Source organism: Micromonospora sp. NPDC048930, assembly GCF_043197935.1.
In the GTDB taxonomy this organism is placed as follows: domain Bacteria; phylum Actinomycetota; class Actinomycetes; order Mycobacteriales; family Micromonosporaceae; genus Micromonospora.
Genome location: NZ_JBICUB010000007.1, coordinates 108,892 through 127,744 on the forward strand (window position 1 = coordinate 108,892; position 18,853 = coordinate 127,744).

Here is an 18,853-nt window from a genome sequence, read left to right on the forward strand (position 1 = left end):
CTGATCAGGCGAGACTGCCGGGGATGACCGGAGGCGAGGAGCAGGACGCCCCGGAGCGGGCCGGCGCGGCCGCTCCGGTCCCTGGCCCGCGCCTCCCGCAGCCGCCCCGGCGGACCCGGATCGTGCTGGCCGAGGTGTCCCGCCCGGCCAGCCGGGCGGACCGGACCCGCTCCGAGCTGACCCAGCAGACCCGGGTCGGCGAGACGCTGGTCCAGGGGCTGGTCCGGGCCCAGCTCACCCTGGCGCTGCGGCTCAGCCTGCTGGTGCTGATCGGGCTGGGCGGCCTGCCCTGGCTCTTCGCGATCGCACCCTCGGTCGGGCGTCTCACCGTGTTCGGGATCAACCTGCCGTGGCTGCTGCTCGGGGTGGTCGCCTTCCCGTTCCTGATCGTGGTGGGCTGGGCGTACGTGCGGCTGGCGGAACGGAACGAGCAGGACTTCACCGACCTGGTCCAGCGGCCGGAGCGCTGAGATGGGCAACGGGTACGTCGTCCCGGCGATCGTGGTGGTCACCCTGGTCACCGTCGGGATCGGCTTCTACGGGCTGCGGCTGGCCCGGACCACCTCCGACTTCCTGGTCGCCTCCCGCGCGGTCAGCCCGACCTGGAACGCCGCCGCGATCGGCGGGGAGTACCTGTCGGCGGCGAGCTTCCTGGGCGTGGCCGGGCTGATCCTCAAGTACGGCGTGGACGTGCTCTGGTACCCGGTCGGCTTCGCCGCCGGCTACCTGGCCCTGCTGCTCTTCGTGGCGGCGCCGCTGCGCCGCTCCGGGGCGTTCACCCTGCCGGACTTCTGCGAGGTGCGGCTCGGCTCGCGGCGGCTGCGCACGCTGGCCACCGTCTTCGTGATCTTCATCGGCTGGCTCTACCTGGTGCCGCAGCTCCAGGGCGCGGGCCTGACCCTGGCCACGGTCGCCGGCTCGCCGTACCCGGTGGGGGCGCTGCTGGTCGCGGTGGTGGTGACCGCGAACGTGGCGCTGGGCGGCATGCGGGCGATCACCTTCGTCCAGGCGTTCCAGTACTGGTTGAAGCTGACCGCGCTCGCCGTACCCGCGATCTTCCTGGCGTTGCAGTGGCAGGCCGACGCCCGCCCGGCGGTGACCCCGCCCGACGGGCCGGCGTTCCGGACCGCGGTCACCGTCGTGGTCGAGCACCCCGCGACCCTCACCTTCCCCGGCGGCGACGTCCGGGAGGTACGCCCCGGCGACCGCCTCGACTTCGCGGCCGGGGACCCGGTCCCCGAGGTCTCCGGTACGGCCACCGAGGCGGCGGACTGGCTGCTGCCGGACACCGCCGGGGACGACGACCGGGGACTGTTCGCCACGTACTCGCTGATCCTGGCGACCTTCCTCGGCACCATGGGCCTGCCGCACGTACTCGTGCGCTTCTACACCAACCCGGACGGCGCCGCGGCCCGCCGCACCACCCTGGTGGTGCTGGCCCTGGTCGGCCTCTTCTACCTGCTGCCCACGATCTACGGCGTGCTGGGCCGGATCTACACGCCGCAACTGCTGGTGACCGGGCAGACCGACGCGGTGGTGGTGCTGCTGCCCGAGGCGGCGCTCGGCGGCGGCACGGTGGCCCGGCTACTCGCCGCCCTGGTCGCGGCCGGGGCCTTCGCGGCCTTCCTCTCCACCTCGTCCGGGCTGCTCACCAGCGTCGCCGGGGTGATCTCCACGGACGTGCTCGGCCGCGGCTCGGTACGCGGCTTCCGGCTGGCCACGGTGATCGCCGGCGGGGTGCCCGCGGTGCTCGCGCTGAACGTCTCCGGCCTGGACGTCTCGCAGGTGGTGGGGCTGGCCTTCGCGGTGGCCGCGTCGAGCTTCTGCCCGCTGCTGGTGCTGGGCATCTGGTGGCGCGGGCTGACCGACCTGGGCGCCGCCGCCGGGGTGCTGGTCGGCGGCGGGGCCGCGGTCGGCGCGGTGCTGGTCACGGTGCTCGGGCCGCCGCTGAGCGGCTGGCCGGCCACGCTGACCACCCAGCCGGCGGCGTGGACGGTGCCGCTGGCGTTCACCGTGATGGTGGCGGTGTCGATGGCCACCCGGCGCCGGCTCCCCGCCGACGTCGGCGTGACCATGCTGCGCCTGCACGCCCCGGAGACGCTGCGCCTGTCCAGGTGAGCCGCCGATCGCGTACGGCTGGGGGATGACTGGAGATCATCCTCCAGCCGGACAGCCCACTGGTACGACCGGGCTAGGTTCGGGGCATGACCGATCAGCACCCCGCACTGTCCCTCCGGGGCCTGGCCAAGCGGTTCGACACCAAGGTGGCGGTCGCCGGGGTCGACCTGGACGTGCCGACCGGCTCGTTCTACGGGCTGCTCGGCCCGAACGGGGCCGGCAAGACGACCACCCTCTCCATGGCCGTCGGCCTGCTGCGGCCCGACGCCGGCCAGGCCCGGGTGCTCGGGTACGACGTGTGGGCCGATCCGGTGCGGGCCAAGGGCCTGCTCGGCGTGATGCCCGACGGGGTCCGGCTCTTCGACCGGCTCAGCGGGGCGGAGCTGCTGGCGTACCACGGTCTGCTGCGCGGCATGGACCCGGCGGTGGTCGACCAGCGGGCGGCGGAGCTGCTGGACGTGCTGGCGCTCACCGACGCCGGGCGCACCCTGGTGGTCGACTACTCGGCGGGCATGAAGAAGAAGATCGGCCTGGCCTGCGCGCTGCTGCACGGTCCCCGGCTGCTGGTGCTCGACGAGCCGTTCGAGGCGGTCGACCCGGTCTCGGCGGCGCTGATCCGGGACATCCTGCACCGGTACGTGGTGGGCGGCGGCACCGTGGTCTTCTCCAGCCACGTCATGGAGGTGGTCGAGCGGCTCTGCTCGCACGTGGCGATCCTGGCGCAGGGCCGGATCACCCGGGTGGGCACGCTCGACGAGGTGCGCGGCGACCGCTCCCTGGAGGAGGTCTTCGTCGAGGTGGTCGGCGGGCGGACCGCGACGGGTGAGGAGCTGTCGTGGCTGTCCCGGTGAGCACGCCGGACCGGCCGGCGCGGCGGGTCTCCGCCCGGCACTTCGTCCGGCTCAAGCTGCGGGTGATGGGCAACAACTTCCGCGGCCAGGGCTGGCGGATCGCCCTCTTCGTGGTGGGTGTGCTGTTCGGGCTCTGGGTCGCCGTCGGCGCCTTCTTCGCCCTCGCCGCCCCCGGCCTGGCCGACGAGCCGCGCTTCGCCCTGCTGACCGCCGCGTTCGGCGGTGGGCTGCTGGTGCTCGGCTGGCTGCTGCTGCCGCTGGTCTTCTTCGGCGTGGACGAGACCCTGGACCCGGCCCGGTTCGCCCTGCTCCCGCTGCCCCGCCGCACCCTGGTCACCGGCCTGTTCGCCGCCGCGCTGGTCAGTGTCCCGCTGCTGGCGACGCTGGTCGCGGTGTCCGGGCTGGTGGTCGGCGCCGGGGCGCTCGGCGGGTGGCCGGCCGTCCTGGTCGCGGTCGTCGGGATCGTCGGCGGGTTGTTGCTCTGCGTGGCCGCCGCCCGCGCGGTGACCAACGCGTTCGCCACCATGCTCCGGTCCCGCCGGGTCCGCGACCTGGCGGCCGTCCTGCTCGCGGTCCTCGCCGCACTGATCGGACCGGTGCAGATCGCGGTGCTCGCGGCGGTCCGCCGCGCCGACTGGGACCGGCTGACCGGGGTGGCCCGGGTGGTCGGCTGGACCCCGTTCGGGGCGCCGTGGACCGCCGGGGTCGAGGTGGCCGAGGGCCGCCCGTGGGCGGCCGTGGTCAAGCTGCTGATCACCGGGGCGGCCATCGCGGCGCTGCTGGTCTGGTGGTCGCGAACGCTGGAGTCGGCGATGGTGGGCGCGGCCAGCGCCGGCCCGTCCCGGCAGCGACGCGGACCGGCCGGTGGGCCGGTCGCCCAGCTCTTTCCCCGGGCGGTCGGCTGGGCGCGACGGGACCGGTTCGGCGCGCTGGTCGCCCGGGAGTGCCGCTACTGGTGGCGGGACGCCCGGCGGCGGGCCAACCTGATCACCATCGCGGTGGTGGGTGTCTTCGTGCCGGTGATGGTCAACCTGGGCGGCTCCCGGCTGGCCGTGGACGGCGGGGAGGCGTTCGGCGAGGCCACGGCCAACTCCTCGCCGGTGCTGGTCAGCCTCTCCATGGTCTTCGTCGGGGTGCTCGCCTCGATGACCCTGGCCAACCAGTTCGGCTTCGACGGCAGCGCGTACGCGGCGAACCTGGTGGCCGGGGTGCCGGGCCGGCTGGAGCTGCGGGCCCGGATGACCGCGTTCTCGCTCTACGTGGCGCCGCTGCTCGGCACGGTCGCGGTCATCCTGGCCGTCCTGCTCGGGCGGCCCGGCTGGCTCGGGGTGACGGCCGGCGGGCTGGTCGCCGCGTACGGCTGCGGGCTGGCGGTGAACGCCTTCGTCGCGGTGCTCGGCGGGTACGCGCTGCCGGAGACGAGCAACCCGTTCGCGATGAACAGCGGTACCGGGGTGGCGAAGGGACTGCTCACCCTGCTCTCCATGGTCGCCTCGGGGCTGGCCGCGACTCCGGTGGTGGTGGCCGCCGCGCTGCTCGGCGACGTCTGGCTCTGGCTGGCCCTGCCGGTCGGTCTGGCGTACGGGGTGGGCGCGGCGCTGCTCGGGTCGTACCTGGCCGGGGACGTGCTGGACCGACGCCAGCCGGAGCTGCTGGCCAGCGTCACGCCGAGGCGCTGATGCCCGTCGTCGAGGCGGTGACCACCGTCCCGGTGCCCCCGGAACTGGCCTTCGCGGTGTCGCAGACCGTGGCGCCGGTGCGCTACCGCTGGGATCCGTTCGTCCGCGAGCAGCACTTCGAGGGCGGGGCCACCCGTCCGGGAAAGGGCGTACGCACCTTCACCCGGTCCCGGCACGGCCTCACGATGGTCAGCGAGTACGTCTCGTACGCGCCGCCGAGCAACGTGGGCATGAAGATGGTGCGGGGGCCGTGGTTCTTCGAGCGGTTCGGCGGCGGCTGGCGGTTCGCGCCCGGCCCGGAGCCGGGGACGACCGTCGCCACCTGGCGGTACAACTTCCGTTGCCGGCCGGCCCTGCTGCGCCCGCTCACCGAGCGGATCGGGGTCTGGCTGCTCGGCCGGGACATCCGCCGCCGGATCGCCGGCTACGCCGCCGGTTGCGCCGACCCGGAGGTGCTGGCCGCCGCCCGCCGCGTGCTCACCTGACCCTTCGCCCGGCGTCGCGCACCGCCTCTCAAGGTCGCGCTCGAACCTGGATGTAGTGGCCTCCACCTCGGCGCGAGGGCACTACATCCAGGTTCGAGCGCGACCTTGACGGGACCTCCGGTCAACCCGCCCGGCTGGACGGGACGGATCCGAGGAAGCCGCGCCAGGCGTCCGGGGTGAAGGTGAGCGTCGGGCCGGACCGGTCCTTGCTGTCCCGGACCAGCACCACCCCGGGCAGATTCCCCGCCACCTCGACGCAGTTGCCACCGGAGTCGGTCGATCGGGACGAAGTGCGCCAGCGCGGTTCGAGAATGGTCATGGCGTCACCTTCAGCTTGCGGATGAAATCCACGGAAGCGCTGGTGGACAGCGCTTCGCCGAGGAGGCTATCCCACTTCCGCTCGATCAGACCGATCGTCTCCGGGTCGTCGACGACGTGTCCCCGCACGGCATTCTCCAGGTAGAGAACCCGCTCGGCGTCCGGCAACTCGGCCAGCACGAAGCCACCGCCGAGGCCCACATGCTGTCCGACAGCCAGCGGAATGACGTGCAGTCGCACGGCTGGAACCTCGGCGACCTCCAACAGCCGCCCGAGTTGGGCGTCGAGCACCGCCGGTCCGCCCACCGGGCGACGCACGGCGGTCTCGTCCAGGAGGAAGACGCAGTGCGGTGGCTGGTCCCGGTGCAGCAGCTGTTGGCGCTCCATGCGAACGGCCACCAGCTCGTCCACTGTCGCCGGTGGGTGCAGGCCGCCCGTGGAGATGACGGCGCGGGCGTACTCCTCGGTCTGGAGCAGACCTGGCACCAGGCAAGCCTCGAAGGCGCGGAGCCGGGTTGCCTGCTGTTCGTAGCCGCGCCAGGGCACGAACCACGACGGTCCGCGCTCCCGGTCGGTCGCCTTGAGCAGCTCGGCGAGGAGCCCGCCGGTGCCGAGGGCCTGGTCGGCGGCGACGGCGAACTCCATGGTCGGCCGGCGGCGGCCGGTCTCGATCGCGGCGACCGTGGACGGACTCCACTTGATCAGGGCGGCCAGCCCTTCCTGGGAGACGTCCGCGCCGGCCCGAGCGGCCTTGAGCGCCCGGATCCACATCTCGATGTCCATCCCTTACCTCTCCGGTAAGTACGCGACCGCGCTGCGTAGTAAGCCCTGGCATCCTCCCCTGTCCGCGCGCCCGAGTCCAGGGTGGAGACACGCGGCCCGGCTGGTGGAGGCGACGACCCGGCGGCCGGTCCTGCGACGGGGCGCCCCGGCCAATTCCCCCGGCCGGGGCGCCCCCTTCCGAGCAGAGGAGGCACCGGATGTTCGCCCTGTTCCGCCGCAGGAACGCCGGCAGGCACTCGTACCGGAGGAGCGGGCCGACCTCGACGGCCACCGCGCCGTCGTACCGGAAGGTCAGCCCACCGCCCCCCGACGCCGCGCCGGGCCCACCCCGGCCGAACGCCGCACCGACCTGGGCGACCCACCCGACGGTGGCCTTCCCGAGACCCGGCCGGGCCGGTTGGCTGACCCCGGCGCAGGCGTGGCGCGCGAACGGCGGCCACTGGTGACGGACGGAGAGATCTTGGACGGAAGTGGCCCCTCCAGAGGCCGTTTCCTTCCAAGATCGCGAATGGGCCGCGTCCTGGGCGAGCATCTGGCGATGCGGCCGTCGTGGCGGTGCCGGGCGTGCGGGGCGCCGTGGCCGTGCCAGCCGGCCCGGCTCGCCCTGCTGGTCGAGTACCGGCACGACCGGACGGCGCTGCTGGTGTATCTGGGCGGGCTGCTGGCGGAGGCGCACGAGCAGCTTCGCCACGCCCCCGACCTGCACGGCCGCTTCCTGGGCTGGGCGCGGGGGCGGAGCGGCACAATGTTTCACGTGAATCATGAGCCGGGCGCCGAGATCCACCACACCGACCCGTTCGCCGTGCCGGCCGGGCAGCGCTCGCCGGTACGTCGGCTGCGTGGCCGGCTGGCCGCCCCGGTGACGCTCTGGACCGCGCCCGGGCCGGCCGGGCTGACCGTCTCGTCCACGCTCGTCGCCGAGGGGGAGCCGGACCGGCTGCTCGGACTGATCGACCCGGAGTCGGACCTGTGGGCGGCCGTCGAGGCGGCGGGCCGGTTCGCGGTCGCGCCGCTCGGCCCGCCGCACCGGCAGCTCGCCGACCGCTTCGCCGGCCTCTTCCCGTCGCCCGGGGGGCTCTTCGCGACCGGCTCCTGGACCGAGACGCCGTACGGGCCGGTGCCGTCGGACGCCGGCGGGTGGGCCGGCTGCCGGCTCGACACCGCCCGGGAGTACGGCTGGGGCCTGCTGGTCGAGGCCACCATCGAGGCGGTCGACCTGGCCGAGGAGACCGACCCGCTGCTGCACTACCGGGGCCGGTACCGCGAACTCACGAATTGAACAGCTACCGTTCAGCGGAGTGACCTGGGTCACTCGGCGCAGCGGGGCGACCGTTCGGCGCAGCGGGTCGCCGGGGTCGATCTGCGTCTTCCCGGGCTGGGAGCGCGCTCTTTACCGTGCGCGAAAATCCCCGACGCCTGCGAAGGTGGTGATCCACAGATGTCCACGGACACACCCGCGTCCGCTCCGGCCGAGTCCGCGGCGGAGCGGTACCTCGCCGTACAACGGTCGGACGAGTTCGCCGGGTTGCGGCGCGCGCTGCGCGGCTTCATCTTCCCGATGACCGTCGCGTTCTTCCTGTGGTACGCGCTCTACGTCATCCTCTCCGCGTACGCGCGGGGCTTCATGGGCACGAAGCTCTTCGGCAACATCAACGTCGCCCTGGTCTTCGGCCTGCTCCAGTTCGTCTCGACGTTCGTCATCGCCTGGCTCTACGCCCGGTTCGCCGACCGGAAGATCGACCCGGTCGCCGACCGGATCCGCGCCGAGATCGGGGAGGTGACCCATGAACACGGTCCTCGCGGCTGAGGCGAGCGGCACCACCGCCCGCAACCTGACCATCACGCTCTTCCTGATCTTCGTCGCGATCACCCTGGCCATCACCGTGTGGGCCAGCCGGCAGACCAAGACCGCCACCGACTTCTACGCCGGCGGTCGCTCCTTCTCCGGCTTCCAGAACGGCATGGCGATCGGCGGCGACTACATGTCGGCCGCGTCCTTCCTCGGCATCGCCGGCCTGATCGCCCTCTACGGCTACGACGGCTTCCTCTACTCGATCGGCTTCCTGGTCGCTTGGCTGGTGGCGTTGCTGCTCGTCGCCGAACTGCTGCGCAACTCCGGCCGGTACACGATGGCCGACGTGCTGGCGTTCCGGATGCGCCAGCGGCCGGTGCGGACGGCGGCGGCGGTCTCCACCATCACCGTCTCGATCTTCTACCTGCTGGCCCAGATGGTCGGCGCGGGCGCGCTGGTCGCCCTGCTGCTCGGCATCAAGCCGGGCACCACCTTCCTTGGCATGGACGCGGACACCGCGAAGGTGGCCACGATCATCCTGGTCGGCGCCCTGATGATCATCTACGTCACCGTGGGCGGCATGAAGGGCACCACGTACGTCCAGATCGTCAAGGCGTTCCTGCTGATGACCGGCGCGATCGTGATGACGCTGCTGGTGCTGGCGAAGTACAAGTTCAACCTGTCCTCGCTGCTCGGCGACGCCGCTTCCGCCTCCGGCAAGGGAGCCAACTTCCTCGAACCCGGCCTGCGGTACGGCGTCGAGACACCCGGCGACGCGCTGAAGACCTTCTACAGCAAGATGGACCTGCTCTCGCTGGGCATCGCGCTGGTGCTCGGCACCGCCGGCCTGCCGCACATCCTGATCCGCTTCTACACCGTGCCGACCGCCAAGGCGGCCCGGAAGAGCGTGCTCTGGGCGATCGGCATCATCGGCACCTTCTACCTGCTCACCCTGGCCCTCGGCTTCGGCGCCGCGGCGCTGGTCGGCGGCAAGGCGATCACCGCGCAGGACAAGGCCGGCAACACCGCCGCGCCGCAGCTCGCGGAGGCGCTGGGCAAGGACTTCTTCGGCGGCAGCCTGGGCGGCGCGACCCTGCTGGCGATCATCGCGGCGGTCGCCTTCGCCACCATCCTGGCGGTGGTCGCCGGCCTGACCCTGGCCTCCTCGTCCAGCCTGGCGCACGACTTCTACGCCAACGTGATCAAGAACGGGCAGGCCTCCGAACGCCAGGAGGTGACGGTGGCCCGGATCTCCGCCCTGGTCATCGGCGCCATCTCGATCGTGCTCTCGATCTTCGCGCAGAGCCTGAACGTGGCGTTCCTGGTGGCGCTGGCCTTCGCGGTCGCCGCCTCGGGCAACCTGCCGGCGATCCTCTACAGCCTGTTCTGGAAGCGGTTCAACACGTCCGGCGCGGTCTGGGCGATCTACGGCGGCCTGCTCGCGGCCGTGGTGCTGGTCTTCTTCTCCCCGGTGGTCTCCGGGGCGCCGACGGCCATGTTCCCGGAGCACGACTGGCACTGGTTCCCGCTGTCCAACCCGGGCATCATCTCCATCCCGTTCGGCTTCCTCTGCGGCTGGATCGGCACGCTGCTCTCCAAGGAGCACGACGAGGAGAAGTACGCGGAACTGGAGGTGCGGTCGCTCACCGGCGCGGGCGCACACTGACACGAGTGGGTTAAGAAGGGCCCCCTCTACAACGCGAGGCGTTAAGAGGGGGCCCTTCCTTCCGCTATAGGCTGGCCGGTATGAAGGTCGCTCCCCGTTTCGGCACCGGACACCGGATCCTCGTCACCGGCGGCGCCGGCTTCGTGCCGTCCCACCTGGTCGACCGGCTCATCGAGCGCGGCTGCACGGTCGTGGTGCTGGACAACTTCGTCACCGGCGCCAAGGAGAACGTGGCCCACCTGCTGGGCACGCCGACCTTCACGCTGATCGAGGCGGACATCTCCGAGGGGCTGCCGACCGACCACCCGGCGATGGCCGAGCGGTTCGACGCGATCCTGCACATGGCCTCCCCGGCCAGCCCGACCGACTTCGAGAAGCTGCCGGTGGAGATCCTCCGGGTCGGCTCGGTGGCCACCCTGCACCTGCTGGACCGGGCCACCGCCGACGGCGCCCGCTTCCTGATGGCCTCCACCTCCGAGGCGTACGGGGACCCGAAGGAGCACCCGCAGCGCGAGACGTACTGGGGCAACGTCAACCCGATCGGCGTCCGGAGCGTCTACGACGAGGCCAAGCGCTTCTCGGAGGCGGCCACCATGGCGTACCACCGCAACCGCGGCACCGACACGGCGATCGTGCGGATCTTCAACACGTACGGGCCGCGGATGCGGCCGGACGACGGCCGGGCCATCCCGACCTTCATCTCCCAGGCGTTGCGCGGCGACCCGATCACGGTGCACGGCACCGGCAACCAGACCCGCTCGATCTGCTACGTCGACGACCTGGTCCGCGGCATCCTGCTGCTGCTCGACTCGACCGAGACCGGCCCGATCAACTGCGGCACCGAGCACGAGATGTCGATGCGGCAACTCGCCGAGACGATCGTGTCACTCACCGGAAGCAGCTCGGAGGTGAGCTACATCACCCGCGCCGCCGACGACCCGGAGATGCGCCGCCCCGATCTCACGCTCGCCCGTGAACTGCTGGGATACGAACCCACCGTGGCGCCCGAAGACGGCCTCCGACGCACGATCGAGTACTTCCGCGGGCGGCTAGGGTACTGAGCCCGGCTGGGAGGAGGCTGACACCCGGTTCCGCCTCAGCGCGCTACTGGTGTGGTCGACCTACCCTCGGTTACATGTCAGCGACCATGTCTGCCGGCGCCCCGCTCCCGTACCTGAGCCGGAGCGCGGGCCGCGCCTCCGTTCCCGGCCCCGGCCGGGGCACCCCCGGGCGGGCCCGCGCGACCGACGCCCGCTGGTACCCCCCGTACGACGGCGAGCCGCGCTCCGGTGGGCCCGGCGGCCCCGGTGGACCGTCTGACCCGGGCGGGCCCGGTGGCGCCGGCGGCCCGGGGCGGCGTGGTCCCCGCCCGCGCTGGGGACGGATCGGTCTGGTCGCCGGCGTCGCGGTGCTGGTGCTCGCGCTGCTCGGCGGGGCGGGTGCCTGGCTCTACGCCCGCAACCTCAACAACGACCTGGCCCGGACGGACCCCTTCTCGGAGATCACCGGGGGACGGCCGGCCAAGAAGGTCGACGGTGCGCTGAACATCCTCATGGTGGGCAGCGACTCGCGGGACCCGGACGCCTCGGTGGAGGCCGCCGGCAAGTGGCGGTCGGACACGATCATCCTCATGCACGTGCCGGCCGACCACAAGGCGGCCTACCTGGTCTCCATCCCGCGTGACCTGTACGTGCCGATCCCGGAGAACGCCGGCGCGTCCTGCGACTCCGGCTCGCGCAACAAGATCAACGCGGCCTTCGCGTTCGGCGGCCTGCCGCTCGCGGTGAAGACCGTGGAGTGCTTCACCGACGTCCGGATCGACCACGTCATGGCGATCGACTTCGCCGGCTTCAAGGAGGTCACCGACGCCCTGGGCGGGGTGGACCTGAAGGTGGAGCGGACCATCACCTCGATCCACAAGCCGTACCGGACGTTCACCAAGGGCCTGAACCACATGAACGGCGCCGAGGCCCTGGACTGGGTCCGGCAGCGCAAGCAGTTCCCCGACGGCGACTTCGCCCGGATGCGCCACCAGCAGGAGTTCCTCAAGGCGCTGATGGACAAGGCGGCCAGCACCGGCACGCTGAGCAACCCGAAGAAGCTGAACGACTTCCTCAAGGCGGTCACCGCCGCGGTCACGGTGGACAACGACTTCTCGGTCACCGACATGGCGCTGGAGTTCCGGAACCTGCGCGGCGAGAACCTGACCTTCCTGACCAGCCCGAACCTCGGGGGCCAGGACGTCGGCGGCCAGTCGGTGGTGGTCTCCGACCGGGAGAAGGCGCTGGCGATGTACCAGGCCATCGCGTCGGACACGATGGGTGACTGGGTGAAGGCCAATCAGCCGGCGGACGGCGCGGGCAACGGCGGCTGACGCGGCGCGTGAAACCCTCCGACCGGTCGGCGGTCAAGGCTTGTCCCATAACGAGCCAACCGCCGACCGGTTGCTGTTACTCAGACGTTCGGTCACAACACCGGGACGTCCGCCGGGTTAACCGGCGATGGCTGGCAGATGAGGTCGCCAAGACGGGAACTGATACGTACAGTGGTCCCGCCCACCGATCATCGAGCTGGAGCACGCATGCCGGTTCAGACCAGCCATCGCCCCCACTCGCTGGATCCCGGAGCACCCGGGCGGGTGCCCCCGGTCATTCCCACCCAGCCCGGCCCGGGCGGTCGCGGTCCCGGTCGAGGAAAGAAGCGGGCAAAGCGGAAGGACCCGCTCTGGGCCCGGCTCACCCTGATCTTCGGCGCGGTGCTGATGATGACCAGTGGTATCGCGATCGTCGGCAGCAAGGCGGTGATCAATCAGGCCACCAGCGGCATCGCCCAGCGGGACCTGCTCGGCGACGCGGGCAAGTCGGACGCCGAGGGTGGCAACAGCCTGGACGGCCCGATCGACATGCTGCTGCTCGGCGTGGACGCCCGCGAGCGCTGGGCGGCGGACAACGTCCGCTCCGACACGATCATCATCCTGCACATCCCGGCCAGCCACGACCAGGCGTACCTGATCTCGGTCCCCCGGGACACCAAGGCGCAGATCCCGGCGGACTCGAAGTCCGGCTACCGGGGCGGCGTCGACAAGATCAACGCGGCCTTCTACTTCGGCGCGCAGAGGGGCGGCGGCTGGGAGGGTGGTGCCCGGCTGATGGCCAAGACCATCAAGAACATGACCGGGATCAGCTTCGACGGCGCCGCGATCATCAACTTCGGCGGCTTCAAGAACGTCATCGAGGCCCTCGGCACCGTCCGGATCTGCGTCAGTCACGAGGTGCCGTCGCACCACATGTCGTACGTCGACGGCAAACCGATGTGGAACGCGGACGCCCGCAAGACCGGGAAGCCGATGACCCCGGTGGTGCACAAGAAGGGCTGCCGGGAGATGCAGGGCTGGGAGGCCCTCGACTACGCCCGCCAGCGCTACGGTCTGCCGAACAGCGACTACGACCGCCAGCAGAACCAGCAGCAGCTGATCAAGGCGATGGCGAAGAAGGCCACCGACAAGGGCATGCTGACCAACCCGCTCAAGCTGAAGCAGCTGATCGATGCGGCCGGCAAGGCCCTCATCCTGGATACCGGCAACGTGCCGATCGCCGACTTCATCTTCACCCTCAAGGGCGTGACCGGGAACGACCTGGTCACCCTGCGCACCAACAGCGGCACCTACAACTCGACGCCCGACAAGCGGTTCGAGACGCTCAACGAGACGAGCATGGAGATGTTCCGGGCGGTCAAGAACGACAAACTCGCCGACTTCGTGGTGGCGAACCCGGGCGTCCTCTCCACCCGAAAATGACCCGGACCCGGCGGTAGCTGCGGCGAAGCGGCCACCGCCGGGCTCCCCGGCCCGTAGCCTGACGTGAGCGGGTCTCACGTACGGCCACGGGGAGGGGTGTCACGTCCAGGGCGGCACGGACCGGACGCGGGCGGGGTCGACCCGCCCGCTGGACCCGGTTCCTGATCGGTGCCGGCCTCGCCCTAGTCCTGCTCGCCGCGCTCGGCGTCGCCGGGCTGCACTGGCTCACCAACCGGTACGACCGTGCGGTGACCAAGCAGGAACTGCTCGACGACACGGCCCGGCAGCGGCGTACCGACCTGTCGCGCCCGCTCAACTACCTGCTCATCGGCTCGGACCACCGGCCCGGCGCCAATCCCGAGGACCAGCGCTCGGACAGCATCCTGATCGTGCACGTGCCGGCCGGGATGCGGCAGGCGTACCTGATCTCCATCCCGCGCGACCTGCTCGTCGCCATCCCGGCGGCCCCCGGCTACGGCGGCGGCCAGGACAAGATCAACGCGGCGTACGAGCACGGCGGCGGCGGGGAGGCCGGCGCCCGGCTGCTCTCCGCCACCCTCACCCGGCTCACCGGGATCCGCTTCGACGGCGCCGCACTGGTCGACTTCTCCGGGTTCAAGCAGGTCATCGACCTGCTCGGCGGGATCCGGATGTGCGTCGACACCGAGGTGCGATCGGTCCACACGAAGACCCTCTTCACCCCCGGCTGCCAGCAGATGGACGGCGCCCGGACGCTGGACTACGTCCGCCAGCGCTACGACCTGCCCGACGGCGACTACGACCGGCAGCGGCACCAGCAGCAGATGCTCCGCGCGGTGCTCGACAAGGCCGGCGAGACCCACCTGCGCAACGACCCGGTCCAGCTGGACCGGGTGCTGCGGGCCGTCGGCGGCGCGCTGACCGTGGACACCAACGGCGTACCGCTGGAGGACCTGCTCTTCGCGCTCCGCTCGCTGCCCGCGGACGCCCTCCAGGGGGTACGGGTGCCCTCGTACCCGCAGACCATCGACCAGGTCTCCTACGTGGTGCTGGACAACGGCGGCGGGGGCCTCTTCGACGCGCTCCGGGACACCCGGCTGCCGGAGTGGGCCGGCGCCAATCCCCGCTGGGTCAATCGGCTGTGACCGGGACGCCCCGGCTAGGCTTGGTAGCCGTGTTCGGACCCCAGGTTCCCAGCGTGCCCGCGTCGGCCGTGCCCGACGACACCTACCTGCTCGACGTCCGGGAGGACGACGAGTGGGCCGCCGGCCACGCGCCGACCGCCCACCACCTGCCGATGACCGAGCTGCCCGCCCGGATCGCCGAGGTGCCGAACGACCGCGAGGTGGCGGTGATCTGCCGATCCGGCGGGCGCTCCGCGCAGGTCGTCGCGTACCTCATGCGCAACGGCTGGGACCAGGTGCGCAACGTCGAGGGCGGGATGGGCGACTGGGCCGGCGCCGGTCGCCCGGTGGTCACCGACGACGGGCAGCCGGGCCGGGTCGCCTGAGGCGCGCCGGCGGCATGACCACGCCCCTGGTCTTCGCGCACCGCGGTTCCTCCTACGACCTGCCGGAGCACACCCTCGCCGCGTACCTGCGCGCCCTCGAGGAGGGGGCCGACGGGCTGGAGTGCGACGTCCGGCTCACCCGGGACGGGCACCTGGTCTGCGTGCACGACCGCCGGCTGGACCGGACCAGCAACGGTCACGGGCTGGTCAGCGCGCGCACCCTCGCCGAGCTGGAGGCGCTGGACTTCGGCTCCTGGCACCCCGGCGCGGTGGCTGCCGAGGGGGACGAGCCCCTGGACGAGTCGCACACCCGGCTGCTCACCCTGGAACGGCTGCTCGACGCGGTGCTGGCCGCAGGCCGGCCGGTCCGGCTGCTGATCGAGACCAAGCACCCCTCCCGGTACGGCCGGGACGTGGAGCGCCGCCTGGTCACCCTGCTGCGCCGGTACGGGCTGGCCGACCCGAAGCCGGACGACCGGGTCCAGGTGACGGTGATGTCCTTCTCCCCCCTGGCCGTACGCCGGATCCACGACCTCGCGCCCGGCCTGCCCACGGTGCTGCTGCTGGAGGTGCTGCCGCGCTGGCTGCGGCTCGGCCGGCTGCCGTTCGGCACCCGGATCGCCGGTCCGGGCATCGGCCTGGTCCGGGCCCGGCCGCAGCTCGTGCCCGCCCTGCGGGCCGCCGGCAACCAGGTCTACGTCTGGACGGTGAACGAGCCGGAGGACCTGGAGCTGGTGCTGGCCGCCGGGGTGGACGGCGTGATCACCGACCGGCCCGCCCGGACCCTGGCCCGGTTGGGCCGTTGAGCCTGGTCGACCGGCCCGGTGGACGGTCCCGCCCGGCCGGCCGGGGGTGTCCCGGGACCGGTCGGCGCGGCACACTCGGGACATGCCGGAGCGAACCGACTTCAGTGCCCTCATCACCGGCCACACCGAAGTGATCGCCAGGATCAACGCCGGCGAGTCCGGCCTCTCCGTGCTGACCCGGCTGCTCCAGGTGGTGGAGCCCGCCGTCGGCGCGGCCGGCCTGGTCTGGGTGGAGTTCGCGCCGGCCGGGGGCCGGGTGATCGCGGCGACCGGCAGCGCGGAGTTCGTCATCGGCCGCCCCCTGCCGGCCACCGACCCGGCCACCGTCTGCCTGCTCTCCGGTCCGCCGGTCCGCGAGGTCCGGGTGGACGCCATCCCGGGCTCGCTCGCCGTGGAGGTGGCCGGGCGGGGGCTGTGCCGGATGATCGTCGCCCGGGCGGAGATCGGCGGCCTCACCGTGGGCAGCCTGCACGCCCTCTACCCGGAGGGCGAGCCGCTCGACGCCGCCCAGCGCGCCGTCATCGGGTACGTCGCCGCCTGCATCGGCCACATGTACGGCGACCAGACCGGCCTGCCGGTGCACGGGGACGGCCCGGTGGTGGCGGCGCTCGCCGACGGCCTGGCGGTGGTGGACCGGCAGCACCACGTACGGCTCTGGAACCCGGCCGCCGCCCAGGTGACCGGCCGGCCGGCGGGCGAGGCGCTGAACCGCCCGCTGCCCTTCCCGCTGCCCCCACCCGGCCAGGTGCTGGACCACCGCCTGCCGGACGGGCGCTGGTTGCGGATCACCGCCGGGGAGCTGCCCGGCCCCGGCGGCCTGCGGGTGGTCACCTTCCGGGACATCACCGACCAGCAGCGCCGCGACCACGACCGGGACCTCTTCGTCGCGGTCACCAGCCACGAGCTGCGCACCCCGGTCACCGTGATCAAGGGGTACGCGGACACCCTCACCGACCACTGGGAGTCGCTCAGCGACGTCGACCGGCGGCAGGCCGCGATGATCATCGGACAGCGCGCCAACGAACTCGCCCGGCTGGTCGACCGGCTGCTCACCGCCGCCACGGAGCACCGGCCCGGCGGGGAGCCGGCCGCCCCGTTCGACCTGGGCGAGGCGCTGCGGACCGCAGTGACCGACCTGCCGGCGGACGTCCGGCACCGGATCGTCCTCGATCTCCCCGACGACCTGCCCAAGGCGCTGGGCGACCGGCACAGCCTCGCCACCGTGCTGACCGAACTGGGCACGAACGCCGGGAAGTACTCGCTGCCGGACACCCCGATCGAGGTCACCGCCGAGGCGAACGAGCGGACCGTCTCCTTCCGGGTGGCCGACCGGGGCATCGGCATCCGTCCCGAGCACGTGGAACGGGCGTTCGACCGGTTCTGGCAGGGCGAGTCCGGTGACCGGCGCCGCTACCCGGGGGCGGGACTGGGTCTCTATCTCGTCCGGCAGATCGTTGAACAGCAGAATGGATGGGTATCCCTCCGGCCGAGGGTCGGTGGGGGTACGGTCGCAGAGGTGTGGCTGCCGCGGGGATGACCTGGGCGTGCCCGGGGGTGGAAGGGACGACGGTGGCGAGGGGTCCGGGCGAACGATCGTGGTGCGTGGTGGTGCCCCACCACGCCACCGGCGCGCGCCTCGCCCGGCACCGGCTCGCCGGCGAGCTGGCCGACGTCGTGCCCCCGGCCCTGCTGGCGGACCTGGTCGCCGTCCTCGCCGAGCTGGTTGGCAACGCCGTGCGGCACGCGGATCCGCTGCCCGGCGGCGTGGTTCGGGTGGCCTGGCGGCTGCGCTCCGGCACCGACGGGCAGACCGTCCAGCTCCGGGTGACCGACGGCGGGTCGGTATCCGGCCCGCTGATGCGGCCGTCGACCCCCGACTCGATCGACGGGCGCGGGCTGCACATCGTCTCCGGCCTGTCCAGCCGTTGGGGGGTGGAGCGGGACGGCCTCGGCCAGAGCGTCTGGGCCGAGTTCGACCCGACCGGCTCGCCCCGGCCGGACCTGGTCGTGGCGGGTTGACCGGCGTCCGGAGGCGGGTCCTGCCCACCCCGGTCCCACCCGGCATCTAGGCTGTGTCGCCATGAGCGAGCGCAGCGAGCGAATCATCAGGCTCTGTGCGGTGGAGCCTCACGCGGCCGCCGAGCGGAGTGAGGCGACCGCATGAGCAAGCGTCGAAAGAGCCAGCGGGTAGCCGAAGCCACCCCGAAGCGGGAGAAGGTGCGCGACGTCTTCGTGCCCCGACCGTTCGAGGGTCTGGTCGACGAGCCGGAGTGGATCGCGCTGCGCGAGCTGGTCCCGGCCGCCTCCGCGCCGCTGAAGGTGACCCCCGAGCTGGTCGGGGAGTACGGCGACCGCCCGGTCACCCTGGCCACCGTGCTGCCGATGGCCGCCCCCGCGATGACCAAGCCGGACGGGCGGGTCTTCATCGGCCTGCAGCGCCACCAGCAGTCCGGCGACGTCTCCCGGGACCTGGCCGAGGCGCTGCTCTGCGCTCTGCGTACCGAGCCGGGTGGCCAGGTGAGCGTGCCGCCGCTGCCCGGTCCCGGTCCCCGGCTCCAGGACGTCCTGGTGGACGGCCCGCTGGAGATCACCATGCACGACGGTTTCGAGTTCTGGCTGGATCCCGGCGCCGCCGACGACCCGAACGTGCAGGCGTCCCTGGAGCGGGCCAACGCGGCGATCTACCCGACCGTCAAGCTGGCGGCGGCGCGCGCCGCGTACTGGTGCCAGGTGCCGGAGAAGGCGCACGTGCGCTGGGTGCTCCCCGACGACGAGGACGTGGCGCTGGACGCGCTGTCCCGGCTCAGCGTGGCCGGCACGCTGACCCTCGGCGAGCAGACCCGCTTCGCCGGCATGTTCCGGGCACACGGCCGGCTGGTGCCGGTCTGGGACCTGCCCGAGGACGTCCCGGCCGCCGACTGGGAGGAGCCGGTGACCGAGTTCGCCAAGCGGTACGCCGAGGCGCTGGAGGAGAAGGAGCCGCTGGACGCCGCCGGCCGTCGGGCCCGGCAGGGGCTCCTCGGCCGCCAGCTCACCCTGCGCTGACCTGGTCTGCCATGACGGGCCCCGG

20 protein-coding genes are annotated in these 18,853 nt (G+C 72.5%); 18 read left to right on the forward strand and 2 right to left on the reverse strand.

The window, feature by feature from the left end:
- The first annotated feature begins 23 nt into the window (after positions 1 to 23).
- From ACGFI9_RS19635 to ACGFI9_RS19655, 5 genes are all read left to right on the forward strand, one after another.
- Positions 24 to 470 carry a hypothetical protein gene (locus ACGFI9_RS19635; RefSeq protein ID WP_393179577.1) on the forward strand — a complete coding sequence of 149 codons (447 nt, stop codon included), beginning with the start codon at positions 24 to 26 and terminating at the stop codon, positions 468 to 470.
- Between the two features lies 1 nt (position 471).
- Positions 472 to 2,118 carry a cation acetate symporter gene (locus tag ACGFI9_RS19640; RefSeq protein ID WP_393179579.1) on the forward strand — a complete coding sequence of 549 codons (1,647 nt, stop codon included), beginning with the start codon at positions 472 to 474 and terminating at the stop codon, positions 2,116 to 2,118.
- An 86-nt stretch (positions 2,119 to 2,204) separates the two neighbouring features.
- Positions 2,205 to 2,969, forward strand: coding sequence for an ABC transporter ATP-binding protein (locus tag ACGFI9_RS19645; protein ID WP_393179580.1), 765 nt, complete (start codon positions 2,205 to 2,207; stop codon positions 2,967 to 2,969).
- On the forward strand, positions 2,954 to 4,648 hold the full coding sequence (locus tag ACGFI9_RS19650; protein WP_393179582.1) for an ABC transporter permease: 1,695 nt from the start codon (positions 2,954 to 2,956) through the stop codon (positions 4,646 to 4,648). Before ACGFI9_RS19645 ends, ACGFI9_RS19650 begins: the two co-directional genes overlap by 16 nt.
- Positions 4,648 to 5,133, forward strand: a complete 486-nt coding sequence (locus ACGFI9_RS19655; protein WP_393179584.1) for an SRPBCC family protein — start codon at positions 4,648 to 4,650, stop codon at positions 5,131 to 5,133. Before ACGFI9_RS19650 ends, ACGFI9_RS19655 begins: the two co-directional genes overlap by 1 nt.
- 121 nt (positions 5,134 to 5,254) lie before the next feature.
- On the opposite strand, the gene ACGFI9_RS19660 is transcribed toward ACGFI9_RS19655, so the two are convergent.
- Both ACGFI9_RS19660 and ACGFI9_RS19665 read right to left on the reverse strand, forming a co-directional pair.
- Positions 5,255 to 5,452, reverse strand: a complete 198-nt coding sequence (locus ACGFI9_RS19660) for a DUF397 domain-containing protein (RefSeq protein WP_393179586.1) — start codon at positions 5,450 to 5,452, stop codon at positions 5,255 to 5,257.
- On the reverse strand, positions 5,449 to 6,234 hold the full coding sequence (locus tag ACGFI9_RS19665; RefSeq protein ID WP_393179588.1) for a Scr1 family TA system antitoxin-like transcriptional regulator: 786 nt from the start codon (positions 6,232 to 6,234) through the stop codon (positions 5,449 to 5,451). Before ACGFI9_RS19665 ends, ACGFI9_RS19660 begins: the two co-directional genes overlap by 4 nt.
- Positions 6,235 to 6,431: 197 nt before the next feature.
- Between ACGFI9_RS19665 and ACGFI9_RS19670 the strand changes: the two genes are divergently transcribed.
- The 13 genes from ACGFI9_RS19670 to ACGFI9_RS19730 all read left to right on the forward strand — a co-directional run bounded on the left by ACGFI9_RS19670 (position 6,432) and on the right by ACGFI9_RS19730 (position 18,828).
- Complete coding sequence (locus tag ACGFI9_RS19670; protein WP_393179589.1) at positions 6,432 to 6,680, forward strand: hypothetical protein; 249 nt, start codon at positions 6,432 to 6,434, stop codon at positions 6,678 to 6,680.
- 92 nt (positions 6,681 to 6,772) lie between these two features.
- The gene (locus tag ACGFI9_RS19675) at positions 6,773 to 7,513 is read left to right on the forward strand and encodes a flavin reductase family protein (RefSeq protein WP_393180139.1); all 741 of its coding nucleotides are present in this window, start codon (positions 6,773 to 6,775) and stop codon (positions 7,511 to 7,513) included.
- A gap of 159 nt (positions 7,514 to 7,672) precedes the next feature.
- The gene (locus ACGFI9_RS19680; RefSeq protein ID WP_393179591.1) at positions 7,673 to 8,041 is read left to right on the forward strand and encodes a DUF485 domain-containing protein; all 369 of its coding nucleotides are present in this window, start codon (positions 7,673 to 7,675) and stop codon (positions 8,039 to 8,041) included.
- The gene (locus tag ACGFI9_RS19685) at positions 8,019 to 9,692 is read left to right on the forward strand and encodes a cation acetate symporter (RefSeq protein WP_393179593.1); all 1,674 of its coding nucleotides are present in this window, start codon (positions 8,019 to 8,021) and stop codon (positions 9,690 to 9,692) included. The genes ACGFI9_RS19680 and ACGFI9_RS19685 overlap by 23 nt, the downstream gene beginning before the upstream one ends.
- A gap of 80 nt (positions 9,693 to 9,772) precedes the next feature.
- Positions 9,773 to 10,753 carry an NAD-dependent epimerase/dehydratase family protein gene (locus ACGFI9_RS19690; protein ID WP_393179595.1) on the forward strand — a complete coding sequence of 327 codons (981 nt, stop codon included), beginning with the start codon at positions 9,773 to 9,775 and terminating at the stop codon, positions 10,751 to 10,753.
- 74 nt (positions 10,754 to 10,827) lie between these two features.
- A complete protein-coding gene (locus ACGFI9_RS19695) occupies positions 10,828 to 12,066 on the forward strand; it encodes an LCP family protein (protein ID WP_393179597.1) in 1,239 nt (412 codons plus the stop codon).
- A gap of 207 nt (positions 12,067 to 12,273) precedes the next feature.
- Positions 12,274 to 13,488, forward strand: a complete 1,215-nt coding sequence (locus ACGFI9_RS19700) for an LCP family protein (RefSeq protein ID WP_393179599.1) — start codon at positions 12,274 to 12,276, stop codon at positions 13,486 to 13,488.
- 188 nt (positions 13,489 to 13,676) lie between these two features.
- A complete protein-coding gene (locus tag ACGFI9_RS19705) occupies positions 13,677 to 14,612 on the forward strand; it encodes an LCP family protein (RefSeq protein ID WP_393180141.1) in 936 nt (311 codons plus the stop codon).
- A 29-nt stretch (positions 14,613 to 14,641) separates the two neighbouring features.
- Positions 14,642 to 14,977: a rhodanese-like domain-containing protein gene (locus ACGFI9_RS19710; protein WP_393179601.1), complete on the forward strand. Its 336-nt coding sequence runs from the start codon at positions 14,642 to 14,644 to the stop codon at positions 14,975 to 14,977.
- A 14-nt stretch (positions 14,978 to 14,991) separates the two neighbouring features.
- Positions 14,992 to 15,783, forward strand: coding sequence for a glycerophosphodiester phosphodiesterase (locus tag ACGFI9_RS19715; RefSeq protein ID WP_393179603.1), 792 nt, complete (start codon positions 14,992 to 14,994; stop codon positions 15,781 to 15,783).
- Between the two features lie 82 nt (positions 15,784 to 15,865).
- Complete coding sequence (locus ACGFI9_RS19720) at positions 15,866 to 17,320, forward strand: ATP-binding protein (RefSeq protein WP_393179605.1); 1,455 nt, start codon at positions 15,866 to 15,868, stop codon at positions 17,318 to 17,320.
- 65 nt (positions 17,321 to 17,385) lie between these two features.
- Positions 17,386 to 17,802, forward strand: a complete 417-nt coding sequence (locus ACGFI9_RS19725; protein ID WP_393179606.1) for an ATP-binding protein — start codon at positions 17,386 to 17,388, stop codon at positions 17,800 to 17,802.
- Between the two features lie 141 nt (positions 17,803 to 17,943).
- Positions 17,944 to 18,828, forward strand: a complete 885-nt coding sequence (locus tag ACGFI9_RS19730) for a DUF5926 family protein (RefSeq protein WP_393179608.1) — start codon at positions 17,944 to 17,946, stop codon at positions 18,826 to 18,828.
- The last annotated feature ends 25 nt before the right edge of the window (positions 18,829 to 18,853 follow it).

What these genes read in the sequence shown, in the direction of transcription:
- ACGFI9_RS19670 (WP_393179589.1), top strand. Translation starts at nt 6,432, where the DNA reads ATGTTCGCCCTGTTCCGCCGCAGGAACGCCGGCAGGCACTCGTACCGG.
- ACGFI9_RS19700 (WP_393179599.1), top strand. Translation starts at nt 12,274, where the DNA reads ATGCCGGTTCAGACCAGCCATCGCCCCCACTCGCTGGATCCCGGAGCA.
- ACGFI9_RS19665 (WP_393179588.1), bottom strand. Translation starts at nt 6,234, where the DNA reads ATGGACATCGAGATGTGGATCCGGGCGCTCAAGGCCGCTCGGGCCGGC.
- ACGFI9_RS19690 (WP_393179595.1), top strand. Translation starts at nt 9,773, where the DNA reads ATGAAGGTCGCTCCCCGTTTCGGCACCGGACACCGGATCCTCGTCACC.
- ACGFI9_RS19675 (WP_393180139.1), top strand. Translation starts at nt 6,773, where the DNA reads ATGCGGCCGTCGTGGCGGTGCCGGGCGTGCGGGGCGCCGTGGCCGTGC.
- ACGFI9_RS19680 (WP_393179591.1), top strand. Translation starts at nt 7,673, where the DNA reads ATGTCCACGGACACACCCGCGTCCGCTCCGGCCGAGTCCGCGGCGGAG.
- ACGFI9_RS19660 (WP_393179586.1), bottom strand. Translation starts at nt 5,452, where the DNA reads ATGACCATTCTCGAACCGCGCTGGCGCACTTCGTCCCGATCGACCGAC.
- ACGFI9_RS19685 (WP_393179593.1), top strand. Translation starts at nt 8,019, where the DNA reads ATGAACACGGTCCTCGCGGCTGAGGCGAGCGGCACCACCGCCCGCAAC.
- ACGFI9_RS19715 (WP_393179603.1), top strand. Translation starts at nt 14,992, where the DNA reads ATGACCACGCCCCTGGTCTTCGCGCACCGCGGTTCCTCCTACGACCTG.
- ACGFI9_RS19695 (WP_393179597.1), top strand. Translation starts at nt 10,828, where the DNA reads ATGTCAGCGACCATGTCTGCCGGCGCCCCGCTCCCGTACCTGAGCCGG.
- ACGFI9_RS19720 (WP_393179605.1), top strand. Translation starts at nt 15,866, where the DNA reads ATGCCGGAGCGAACCGACTTCAGTGCCCTCATCACCGGCCACACCGAA.
- ACGFI9_RS19655 (WP_393179584.1), top strand. Translation starts at nt 4,648, where the DNA reads ATGCCCGTCGTCGAGGCGGTGACCACCGTCCCGGTGCCCCCGGAACTG.
- ACGFI9_RS19730 (WP_393179608.1), top strand. Translation starts at nt 17,944, where the DNA reads ATGAGCAAGCGTCGAAAGAGCCAGCGGGTAGCCGAAGCCACCCCGAAG.
- ACGFI9_RS19645 (WP_393179580.1), top strand. Translation starts at nt 2,205, where the DNA reads ATGACCGATCAGCACCCCGCACTGTCCCTCCGGGGCCTGGCCAAGCGG.
- ACGFI9_RS19640 (WP_393179579.1), top strand. Translation starts at nt 472, where the DNA reads ATGGGCAACGGGTACGTCGTCCCGGCGATCGTGGTGGTCACCCTGGTC.
- ACGFI9_RS19635 (WP_393179577.1), top strand. Translation starts at nt 24, where the DNA reads ATGACCGGAGGCGAGGAGCAGGACGCCCCGGAGCGGGCCGGCGCGGCC.